Consider the following 11,283-nt stretch of genomic DNA (forward strand, 5'->3'; position numbering starts at 1 on the left):
TCGTCCAGAACACCAGCTTATTCGTCCAGAACACCAGCTTATTCGTCCAGAACACCAGCTTATTCGTCCAGAACACGAGCTTATTCGTTCAGAACACGAGCTTATTCGTTCAGAACACGAGCTTATTCGTCCAAAAGACGAGTTTATTGTCGTGTAATTACTGAGCTATTATTCCAATCTTATTACAAAAAACACCTTTTTTTGCAAGTTTTACTGAACCACTACATTGCTCCATTGAGACACTCTAGAAAGAGAAAGTTTAGTAAAAAGTCTGCATTGATGCCACGCCAAAAAAGAAGCTCTACCGTACTAGAAAAAACCGAACAGAGAGTAATCGGATTTAAATCGATTAATTCTACCCTAGATTTTGGTGATTCGATCAGCTTAAACAATTTAACCCAGTTAACCGGAGAACTCCGCAACCAGATTGACCAGTATAATATGATGCTAACTGCCCTTGACTCAGCAAAGGAACAAATAGAAACCCTTGAAAAGACCATTCGGGAAACTTCAGAACGCTTGGTTAGTGGTGTAGTGTTGAAGTATGGCAAAGATAGCCGGGAATACGAGATGATAGGCGGGGTACGCAAGAGCGATCGCATTCGTAAAGCCACTATCACGCGGTTAAAATCCACCGCAGACTCAAAAGCGGCTGCTACACAAACGGCGTAATGAGCAACAAATAGGCATCATTCACCGTGAATGATGCCCATGTTTGGTGATCGCACGATCACACCTTAGTAGTTAGCTCACCAGCAAACAGGATGCGACTGCTGCTTGTTTCCTTGTTATCTAACAATAAATTGCACACTATAATGAATAGCGCGATCAAATGCTTTAGTTGGGAGCTTGAGTGTATGCCTTACCCGAAACTAAGTGACTGGTGATCGCATCAATGCTTCAATTTCTGCGCTTTCCATGTTTTTAAAATGGCGCTTATCATGAAAAAGATTGTATAAAACTTTCCGTATACTAAATAGTTAGGTGGCTTAGTCTTTGGTAGGGGAAGTACTTTAGAATTGTTAGTCGGGTAATAAAGGTTGGTTGAAGTGTGAAATTATCGGAACAAACAATATCAGCTCTTGGCTCTGTTATTACAGGTGATGGAAAGCGTTCACCTTATCGAACTGGTGCACAACTGGTTTCATTTTTTAATCAATTTGGTTCGGAGGATACATACGGTAATGGTTTTCCTTCACGTTGGTATTATGCCGAGGAGAAGTTACGTGAATTCAATGATACGCCAACCATGAAAGACATCCTGGTTTCGGCTCTTGATCCTCGTCATTTTCTTGGAAAGGAACTCGATATTAACGTTGCAATTGAACATCTCAACCAATTTCTCGAATTTGATAATTATGAATTACGTCTTGCGGGAAAGAAATGGGAAGTTTATAAATTAGGTCGTTCTCAAATCGAGTTGTTACATCCTTATGAAAATTCGGTTGAGATAACACACATTTTTATTGATGAGCAAATCAAAAAATGTGACAAGAAACTTGCTGAAGGCGATTTTGATGGAGCAATTACTAACGCACGATCTCTCGTTGAGGCAGTTTTGTCTGCAATTGAAAAAGAATTTGATCATAATCCACCGGAGTCTGATGGGAACCTACCGAAACTTTATAAAAGGGTTCAAAAACATCTTAATCTTTCTCCAGGGCAAGAAAGTCTTGCAGAATGTCTGAGGCAAATCCTCTCTGGGTTAACAAGCATAGTTTCTGGTTTGGCTACTCTACGAAATACGATGAGCGATTCTCATGTCATTTCGTATAAACCATTGGAGCATCACGCAAGATTAGCAGTTAATTCGGCTAAAACACTGTGCGACTTTTTATTTGAAACGAAGGAGTATCAAATGCAAAAGCAGAAAGACAGCGATACTACTGGTGCAATTTAAACTTATCTGTTTTATCATAATTTTTAGTTAAATTTGATAAGACTTCAACAATTAATAAGGGATTAGTAATAGTTGTTGTCCCTGTTCCCTCATAAATAGGCTTACCTTTGATGACTATAATATCAGGATAAGTATAAAGGCGATAACGAGGGATTGATAATTTCACATCCCCTATGTAAATCTCATAATCTTGTCCTTGCACTGTCAGGGGAAATTTGCGACAAAAATTAAGTGCAATTTTGTTGTGGTTAGTTGTTCCTCCTGTCATGGGTATAATTTCTCCATCCCTGTATTCATTTTTATATTCAGCGTTCTCTTCTAATTCCAAATATTCTTCTGAGGTGTAGCGCTTTTCTGTTTGTAAAACCATATTAATTAGCTCATCAAATGGGGGAATGGTTCTGTGATCAATAGCGTAACGTACCCGAAAGATAGCGAAAATAAATATTTTTGTTATACAAATACAGTTGCAGACAATGTAACAATAGCGATCGCAAGCCAATACTTTAGCCATACCCACCAGTGAACGCCCCTACCAATATCTCTGCACAAACTCAGAATCGCAAAGCCGATCACATTCGCATCTGTTTAGAAGAAGATGTTCAGTGCGATCAAATCACCAATGGACTGGAACGTTATCGTTTCACCCATTCTTGCTTACCCGAACTCAACCACGACGATATTGATATCAGTACAACTTTCCTGGGGAAACACCTTGGCGCACCCTTGTTAATTTCTTCCATGACTGGCGGAACAGAACAAGCCGCAATGATTAACCAACGTTTGGCGCAAGTCGCACAACACTACAAAATTGCAATGGGTGTCGGTTCCCAGCGCGTAGCAGTAGAAAAACCACAGGTGGCTGATACTTTTGCTGTCCGCAAGTATGCGCCCGATGTTCTGCTATTTGCAAACTTGGGGGCTGTGCAACTTAACTACAAGTACGGCTTAGATGAATGTTTGCGCGTAGTTGATATTTTAGAAGCTGATGCCTTGATTTTACACATTAACCCTTTACAAGAGTGCATTCAACCCAAAGGTGATACTAATTTTCGCGGCTTGCTTGACAAGATTTCTACATTATGCTCAAAATTGCCAGTACCAGTAATTGCGAAGGAAGTAGGTAACGGCATTTCAGCAGCGATCGCCGAGAAACTAATCGCCGCTGGGGTAGCAGCAATTGATGTCGCGGGTGCGGGTGGTACTTCTTGGGCAAAAGTAGAAAGCGAACGGGCAGAAAATCCTTTACAACGTCGCTTAGGAAGGACGTTTGCCGATTGGGGTTTACCGACAGCAGAGTGCATTACAACTATTAGAGCGATGTCTACGACGGGCTACGCCTACGCCAAAGATGTGCCCTTAATTGCTTCGGGAGGTTTGCGTCATGGATTGGATGTTGCAGCTGCGATCGCCTTGGGAGCAGATATAGCTGGTTTAGCAATGCCTTTCTTACAAGCAGCAGCAATATCAGAGACAGCAGTCGCGGAACTCGCTGAAGTATTAATCGCTGAAATCACCACAGTTTTATTTTGTACTGGCAATGCCAGCTTGCATCAGTTAAAGCACTCTGGCAGTTTACAGCGCATAGAATAGGTAAATAGGTCATTAGTCATTAGTCATTCGTCATTTGTCACTTGTACTGAGCGTACCCCTGCGGGGAAGCAAGCTACGCGCAGCCTCTCGTAGAGAAGTATTTGTCATTTATAAATGCCCAATGCCCAATGCCCAATGCCCCATGCCCCATGCCCAATGCCCAATGACTAATAACTAATGCGTAATTTTATCAAACAAACTTTTGCTAGTTTAGTTGGCACTTTACTAGGACTAATTATTTTCGCTGGTCTGGGAACCACTGGACTGTTCTTGCTGATATTGGCTGCTAGCTCGTCTAAAGATACTGGGCCAAATGTGAAAAATAAGTCAGTGTTGGTTTTTGACTTGTCAATGAAAATTACTGATGGCGAGCCTAGTTCAGGCCAACTGTTTCAAAACACAATATCAGGTGTCGATGAAGATAGAATGGCACTCCGCAAAGTTGTAGAAACTTTGGAAAAGGCGCGGCGCGATCCGCGCATTGTTGGCATCTATCTGGATGCAACCAACACAAGCCAAACTGGTAACGTCGGCTATGCCTCTCTAAAAGAAATTCGGAAAGCGCTGGAGGAGTTTCGCGCTGCGGGGAAAAAGATTGTGGCATACGGCAGTGATTGGAGTGAAAAGGAATATTACGTTAGTTCAGTGGCAGATTCCATTGTCCTTAATCCTCTGGGAATGATGGAAGTCAACGGTTTGAGTTCACAACCAATGTTCTTAACGGGAGCATTACAGAAGTATGGTATTGGTGTTCAAGTCGTGCGAGTAGGGAAATTTAAGGGAGCTGTTGAACCATTTATTCTCAACAAGTTGAGTCCAGAAAACCGCGAACAAACTCAGAAATTGTTGGATGATGTTTGGGGAGAGTGGCGCACTGCTGTCGGCGCAAGTCGGAAAATTGAACCCAATAAGTTGCAAGCGATCGCAGATAATCAGTCCTTACTAGAAGCTACACAAGCCAAAACTAGCGGTTTAGTCGATCGAGTACAATACCCCGATCAAGTTGTCGCTGACTTGAAAAAGTTGACCAATAGCGATAAAGAAGACAAAACATTCCGACAAATTAGCCTGAATAGCTACGCACAAGTTTCTGGTAAATCTTTGGGTGTAGAACGTAACTCCAAAAATCAAATTGCCGTTGTTTATGCTGAGGGCGAGATTGTTGATGGTAAAGGAGAAGATGGACAAGTAGGAGGCGAGCGCTTTGCGAAAATCTTCAACAGGCTACGACAAGATAAAGATGTGAAGGCTGTTGTATTACGAATTAATAGTCCTGGTGGTAGCGCTACCGCATCTGAAGTCATGCAGCGAGAAGTGAAATTAACTCGTGAGGTAAAACCAGTTGTGGTATCAATGGGTGATGTCGCCGCCTCTGGTGGTTATTGGATTGCTAGCGACTCTAACCGCATTTTTGCCGAACCAAATACGATTACAGGCTCAATAGGTGTGTTTGGGGTGCTATTCAATGGGCAAAAGCTGGCTAATGATAATGGCATTACCTGGGATTCGGTGAAAACCGCACGCTATGCTGATAGTCAAACAGTTTCGCGTCCGAAATCGCCTCAAGAATTAGAAATTTATCAGCGCAGTGTTAACCGTATTTATAATATGTTTCTGAATAAAGTTTCTCAAGGTCGGAAACTCCCAGAACAAAAAGTGGCAGAAATTGCTCAAGGAAGGGTTTGGTCGGGTGAGGCGGCCAAAGATATTGGTTTGGTGGATGAAATTGGCGGTTTAAATACTGCGATCGCTTATGCTGTCAAGGAGGCAAAACTAGGAGAAGACTGGGAAGTGCAAGAATATCCTCGCACTAGCAGCTTTGGAGAACGCTTTTTTGGGCGTGCAACAGAAGAGGCACGGACTGCTTTCGGGATTGAGTCAGCACAACTTAAATCAGCTAATCCCCTCACCGCTGAATTCCAGAAATTACAACAAGAAGTAGAGATTTTGCAAAAGATGAACGATCCACAGGGAGTTTACGCCCGGTTGCCCTTTAACTTAAAGATTGAGTAGATCCTTTTTTGAGCATCGGTGGGCAGCAACTCACCAACTACGCCGAGGCTAATGGATTGCAATACTTGTCGGGTTTTGGGGAAAAGGGGAAGGTGGGGCCCCCTCTGGGGATAAGGGGCGGGGGGAAGGGGAAAGAAAAAACCTTTAACCTTTACCCTTTAACCTTTTCCCCAAACCCAATGCCGAGTTGAAAATGCACAAAGCGAGCAGTATTGTAATGGATTGGACTCAAACACGCTTCGGTTAAGGTTGTGGGTGGAATCTTATGGTGTGTAGAGACTATGTAATGCTACGTCTCTACAAAGGTTATCGATAGGCAACTTATTTTATCCGAACCTCATTTAGGTTGCCCTCGTTAGCCTAAACTAGCTGACATTTGCTGTATAGATGTGTAAAGTAGTTAAAAGTAAATTAAAATCTCTAACTTTTGACAGAATTTTAGATTTGAAATTTTGCTGAAGCAGACCGATTAAACAGTGGCTTAACTATAGACAAATCTAAAATTCTTTATCCAGACCAATTTATTCACATACTGAGCCACTGTAAATTCTAAAGTACAAAATTGAGTAAAACATCCATCTATGGCTAGAAAAACGCAACGCCTTTTGCTGCTAATTGTTTCCTGTAGTATAACTGGTGTAATTTTAGGAGGTACTGCTGGTTGGGCAGAAAGTAATCTCTGCTTGGGAGATAGTAAGGTTACAAGTGAGTGTCTAACCCAAGATCCAATCCAAAAAACTATCCAAGGAATGAGTACCGGATTGTTAGCTGGGGCTGGGGCCGCTTTTGGTGCAGTCTGGCAATTACGGCATGAAGATTGAGCATTATAGCCGTAGTCACATAGGTTAGGACAGTGTTGATTGCTCAAAGGCTTGAAACGACCGGGTTCTTACTCAGCACGGGCTAAACGCCCCGCTACCGCTAACAGCACTCAGCACTCAGCACTTTGCTATAACTACCACTAACCCGAAACTTCGGGTTAGATTAGGTTTCTGGACTAGTTAGCGACGGTCAATCATCCTGACTTATGTGGTTTTTAACTACAAAATTATCATGGCAGTTAGCTCTCTTTTATGACTATCGCTAGAGCCAAATAAGGAAGAATTTCTAAGCCAATTCTATCTGCCCTAGTGCTTTGCCAAGCGATCGCCTTTCATCGAACAAGCGCGATAGATTCTATGTGCGAAATCGGACAGATGCTAATAATCAGATTTTTTATACTAATTAATTAAGAACCAAAATTATCTGGAATTCCAAGGTTAAGTTTTAACACCGCCTTATTTATGCAGCTTAAGCTTTTAATGTCTGTAGAGAATGAAGACTTATTTTATACACAACTAGTAAAGTACGGTGTGGAATCCGAAATAGCGATAAAAGTAGCTCAGATATTAGCATCTGGGTTCCCAAACGAGCTTTTGGCGCAAGAAGAGATACAACTCGTCACACAAGCTTGTAAAAAGTGGGCAACATTGCACAAGCCTGTCCAGTTCGGCGTTACAGAAGTCCTTTAGAGGGTGTATTTACTTCCTGAGTGACACATAAGTAAAAATTTAATCAGCTAATGGTTGTCACACTGTTCAATCTTCAACAGCGATTTTTGGTCAACAAACTGTTGGTCTGTTTCATTGCAGTAGAAAAACGTCAGGCGTTTCGTTGCCAACTCAACCAGATGCACGAGTGTGAGTGTGACGACTATGTGCAAGAGTAGGAGAAGTAAAACTCACAGCAAATCCACCTGCTACTACGCCTCATGGTTTATGGCATAATTCTGTATCTTGCCGTGCTTCTTAAATGTTCGCGTCCACCAATTGAGCAATTGTGGTAATTTTAGGTGAAAGTGATTGTCCGAGTTAATTTTATTTGATGAAAGTAGAGTCTTATTGTTACTCACTTATTTTCCAATCAACTTAAAATGAATGGCTTTAACTTTCGGCATACAGCGGTTCTCAGTTGAGTGAGGTACAAGAACCCCACCCCCAACCCCCTCCCCGCAAGCGAGGAGGGGAATATGATGTACCTCATGTGATTATTAAACGCCATATACCAGAAGTTAAAGAACTTGTTTTGTTTTTCAAATGTTATTTATGACTTGAGTATAGCTGCCCTATTAATTCTCTATTTCGTAGGAATGATTTTAAGTTTATATGTACGAAATCGTACATATAAACGTTATTTATTACATTTAGACTTGATTAGAAGATGCATTTAAATGCACCTTCATCATCTTATTTCCAATTGGAAAGGTTGCTGTTATGTTCACCATTGATGAGTATGTACTAAATTCCCAAACTGGGCAGTTAGGAAAAGTCATTGGTTACGGACACCAAATAATCAACAATGTGTATACCGTAACGCTACAAGTTTTAATAACTGAAACTGCCAATTCTCAAAAGAGATTATTTGTGCTAGAAGATATAATTTCCGCATGGAGACCGATGTCGCTAGCTTAATACAAATTGTTACTGGGAATGAGTCTAAAACATATTCAGTACAATCACTAAGCTGCTTTAGTATCATTCCCATTTGAAATTTAAAAGCCTCAAATTCTTACTATCTGTGCCGTACAAAAATTTACAACGTGTCTTGTTTTGCGCGTATCCCGGCTGAACCCCATATCAGAGCGCTCTGATAAACATACAATGGTTTCACTTCCTGAATATCTCGCTGACTACTCCGACTCTATAGTAGTTTGAGTTTAGCTTTAATTATATTAATCCGATGCACTAACTCTGCTTGATTCGTCTTGAGCAGATTCAGTATTCATTTTTGATATGTGTTGCATAGTTAGGACTGAGCAGTGAGCATTGTGGAGTACGTAATTGCTGACACTACCCAAGGCTAACTCACTCCAACCAGATAGACCCTGACGTCCAACTACGATTAGGTCAGCACCCCAAGTGGAGGCTAATTTACAGATGGTTTGACCAGGATTGCCAGGGGATTGGATGAATTCTGTACTCACGCCTGTTAGAGTTGCTTCATTTGTACACGATTGTAGTAGCTCTAGACCTTGCTTTTCCAAAACCTCCCACTGCTGTTGATTGAACTCCAAAGTTTTTTTACTCATCACGGGATATGGATAGTAATCCTGCCTGGGAAGTATAGGTATATTTACTTTGTTCTGTTCTTCACCCGACAGAACATGCAACAGCATAAGGCTGCCCTTGCTCGCTTTTGCTAAGAACAAGGCTTTATCAAAGACATCCTTGGCAGATGCAGAGGTGTCGATTGCAACTAGAATCTTGTGAAACATATAGACTTTCTCCAAACTGTTGTGACTCCATATAAGAGCTGATTCATAAAGGTTCTCTTTAGGCAGCAAGGCGCTCCAACATCAAGCGCACCATTGCCGTTTCGCTCATCAACTCGCTCACGCCTAACAATAGTTCATAGTCCGTGGCTTGTGCGATGCAACCAGCGAAAGCACCCAAATGTACACTCGACAACCCAGGTTTTGGCAACACCTGAAATTATGCTTCGGTTCGCTTGATAATTTCAACTTTGGCACCACAAATCTGCAAAAATGCTTGGGTGAACTTCTCCTTACTGTAGCCCTAGTCTATCTAAATCACAACTAAACATAGATCAATCTTAGTTTCTTTCTTTCTATCTCCTGTCTCATTCATAATTAAAATGATTTGTCTACCTTTTAGTATCTATAAAATTAGTTCTAAACCCAAAGCTCTTAACTTCTCTACATCTCAAGCAAGATGAGATTGTTAAGAAATGATGTAGCCCTTAATACTTATCTAATCCAATAATCTTTGCTATTTCTGGGAGGCTTTTCGTTTTAAATCAGAAATACATCCTATATTCCTATATGTAGATACTTAAATGTTTCAAAAAGCCTAATATCTGAAAACAGCTTTTTATTTTTATACAACAGACAATATTCGTCCACAAAGTTGATGGTTTGTACGGGTGAGCAAGGCTCTGCCATACTCTGTATTTTAATTATATTTTCGTATTTTATTATACTAAATATGAGGTGACACAACAGGGCTAATTGCCATACTCTGTATTTTAATTATATTTTCGTATTTTATTATACTAAATATGAGGTGACACAACAGGGCTAATAACCCCTCATTCCCTAACGTATCTTTCAAAAAGATTGTCCCAGTAGGCTGATGCGCCTACGGCTCTCTACATTAAACCAGCAATTAAGGTCGCGTTAACTCTTTTTAAATTTTGGCTATTCAGTATGTTCCAGGAAGTAGAAGACGAAAGCTTACTAAAAAAGATCCCTCTCCCCATTCAGGAAATCCCAGAGAATAAAGAATTAATAGAAACGGTAATTCTTCCCACAAATCTGCCTATTAAACTTTCTAAACCGCAAATTCGCACAAGTCTCAGGGCATTAACTCTTGAGAGTCTTTTTGCTGCGGTTTTTTACAGTATCATCGGTTCAGCGTTGCTCAGTAATTTCTTGCTAGAGCTGGGTGCCGGGCCAGTAGAAATTGGTCTGCTTGCCTCTATTCCTCAGCTGGTGAATCTGCTCCAACCTCTGGGAGCTTATTTGGTAGAACGAAGTAGCAGCTTCAACTGGTATTGCATGAGCGTTTTTATCCCGGCGCGGCTACTGTGGATAATTCTCGTGCCAGCGATTTGGTTGGTCAGCTCTTCTAACCATATCACTAAGCACCAAGTGGTGCTGTTGACATTGGGAATTATGTTAGTGGCTAATATCATTGAAGCTTTCGCCCGTGCTCCTTGGATGAGCTGGACGGCTGTGTTAGTACCTGGGCGGTTGCGGGGGCGGTATTTTGGCTTTCGCAATAGTATTCTCAGTTTGATGAATCTCATCGGTGTGCCGTTGCTGGGTCTAGCAGTATCAATCTGGCCTAGTGGAACGCTCCAAGGCTACGGTGCAATCTTGGTTCTAGGAATTGTAGTTGGGCTGCTTAGTCAGGGCTGTCAGTTCTGGATGAGCGATGTGAACCCGCAGCTTTTAAAAGTCGTGGGGTCAGATATACCCCAACCATACCGCAGCGGGATACATCTTCGCTTCCTGAATGACCCCAATTTTTTGAAGTTGCTGCTTTACCTTGCCATCTGGTGCTTTGCCGTTAACGTCAGCGCTCCCTTCTTTAACCTCTATATGCTAGATAACCTAAATATAGATGTCAGCTTAGTAACAATCTATAACGGTTTAGGATCTGGTGCTAACATGCTACTACTAGTTTTCTGGGGTAAACTGTCTGACCGGATTGGGAATCGTCCGATCATGTTATTAGTAGGAATCTTGGTGGCGGTGACGCCTCTATTATGGTTAGTAGCTGGCAATGATTCAATTTCCCTTTGGATATGGTTGCCCTTTTTACACGTGCTGGGATCTGGGACGTGGGCAGCCATAGACCTGTGTACCAACAATCTGATGATGGGAGTGGCACCGGTGACTAATCAATCCACTTACTTTGCGATCGCCGGAGCGGTAGCTGGTGTCACTGGAGCAATGGGAATCATAGCTGGTAGCTTTCTGGCTACTCTGCCTGGTGCCGGTGGTTTACTGGGACTGTTTGTTCTTTCAGCCGTCCTACGGACAGCTGCTCTCTTGCCCTTGGTTTTTGTTCAGGAGCAAGGCTCTGTATCTCTGGGTCAGCTTTGGCGAGTCCTATTCTCAGTCAAGCAGCAAAGAGTACCGATTTAACAATTATGTGGCTTAGTCCGTTGATGGGAGGCTACAAATGGTCAAAACCCAGGATAATTGTCTAACTGTACTATCCATCTAGACCTCCGCAAGGGTACTCCCGCCACACCGGAACGGTTGGCGGTGA

At 41.9% G+C, this 11,283-nt stretch carries 11 protein-coding genes and 2 pseudogenes; 9 read left to right on the forward strand and 4 right to left on the reverse strand.

The annotated features are described in order from the left end of the window. Positions 1 to 279: 279 nt before the first annotated feature. Both RMY27_RS33600 and RMY27_RS33605 read left to right on the forward strand, forming a co-directional pair. On the forward strand, positions 280 to 672 hold the full coding sequence (locus tag RMY27_RS33600) for a hypothetical protein (RefSeq protein WP_322669134.1): 393 nt from the start codon (positions 280 to 282) through the stop codon (positions 670 to 672). Between the two features lie 577 nt (positions 673 to 1,249). Beyond that, positions 1,250 to 1,900, forward strand: a complete 651-nt coding sequence (locus tag RMY27_RS33605; RefSeq protein WP_322669143.1) for an abortive infection family protein — start codon at positions 1,250 to 1,252, stop codon at positions 1,898 to 1,900. Here the strand turns inward: RMY27_RS33605 and RMY27_RS33610 are convergent. After that, positions 1,887 to 2,270 (reverse strand): annotated as a pseudogene (locus tag RMY27_RS33610) (Uma2 family endonuclease); the annotation flags it as partial. The gene RMY27_RS33605 and the pseudogene RMY27_RS33610 sit on opposite strands and share 14 nt — an antisense overlap. 152 nt (positions 2,271 to 2,422) lie before the next feature. Between RMY27_RS33610 and fni the strand changes: the two are divergent. The 6 genes from fni (at position 2,423) to RMY27_RS33640 (ending at position 7,956) form a co-directional block, all read left to right on the forward strand. Then, a complete protein-coding gene (fni, locus tag RMY27_RS33615) occupies positions 2,423 to 3,493 on the forward strand; it encodes a type 2 isopentenyl-diphosphate Delta-isomerase (protein ID WP_322669135.1) in 1,071 nt (356 codons plus the stop codon). Positions 3,494 to 3,670: 177 nt separating this feature from the next. After that, positions 3,671 to 5,506 (forward strand): signal peptide peptidase SppA, encoded by a 1,836-nt coding sequence (sppA, locus tag RMY27_RS33620; RefSeq protein ID WP_322669136.1) that lies wholly within the window; start codon positions 3,671 to 3,673, stop codon positions 5,504 to 5,506. Positions 5,507 to 6,087: 581 nt separating this feature from the next. Continuing rightward, positions 6,088 to 6,327, forward strand: a complete 240-nt coding sequence (locus RMY27_RS33625; protein WP_190940497.1) for a hypothetical protein — start codon at positions 6,088 to 6,090, stop codon at positions 6,325 to 6,327. 462 nt (positions 6,328 to 6,789) lie between these two features. After that, positions 6,790 to 7,017 (forward strand): hypothetical protein, encoded by a 228-nt coding sequence (locus RMY27_RS33630; protein WP_322669137.1) that lies wholly within the window; start codon positions 6,790 to 6,792, stop codon positions 7,015 to 7,017. 50 nt (positions 7,018 to 7,067) lie between these two features. Beyond that, entirely contained in the window at positions 7,068 to 7,214 is a 147-nt protein-coding gene (locus RMY27_RS33635) for a hypothetical protein (RefSeq protein WP_322669138.1), read from the forward strand. A gap of 544 nt (positions 7,215 to 7,758) precedes the next feature. Next, entirely contained in the window at positions 7,759 to 7,956 is a 198-nt protein-coding gene (locus RMY27_RS33640) for a hypothetical protein (protein ID WP_322669139.1), read from the forward strand. 260 nt (positions 7,957 to 8,216) lie between these two features. On the opposite strand, the gene RMY27_RS33645 is transcribed toward RMY27_RS33640, so the two are convergent. The 3 genes and pseudogenes from RMY27_RS33645 to RMY27_RS33655 form a co-directional block, all read right to left on the reverse strand. Further along, on the reverse strand, positions 8,217 to 8,759 hold the full coding sequence (locus RMY27_RS33645) for a universal stress protein (protein ID WP_322669140.1): 543 nt from the start codon (positions 8,757 to 8,759) through the stop codon (positions 8,217 to 8,219). Between the two features lie 58 nt (positions 8,760 to 8,817). Continuing rightward, the gene (locus RMY27_RS33650; RefSeq protein WP_322669141.1) at positions 8,818 to 8,970 is read right to left on the reverse strand and encodes a hypothetical protein; all 153 of its coding nucleotides are present in this window, start codon (positions 8,968 to 8,970) and stop codon (positions 8,818 to 8,820) included. 120 nt (positions 8,971 to 9,090) lie between these two features. Further along, a pseudogene (locus RMY27_RS33655) lies at positions 9,091 to 9,446 on the reverse strand (IS701 family transposase); the annotation flags it as partial. 264 nt (positions 9,447 to 9,710) lie between these two features. Between RMY27_RS33655 and RMY27_RS33660 the strand changes: the two are divergent. Then, positions 9,711 to 11,156: an MFS transporter gene (locus RMY27_RS33660; protein WP_322669142.1), complete on the forward strand. Its 1,446-nt coding sequence runs from the start codon at positions 9,711 to 9,713 to the stop codon at positions 11,154 to 11,156. Positions 11,157 to 11,283: the final 127 nt, after the last annotated feature.

This window comes from Nostoc sp. DedQUE09, assembly GCF_034530915.1.
Taxonomy (GTDB): domain Bacteria; phylum Cyanobacteriota; class Cyanobacteriia; order Cyanobacteriales; family Nostocaceae; genus Nostoc.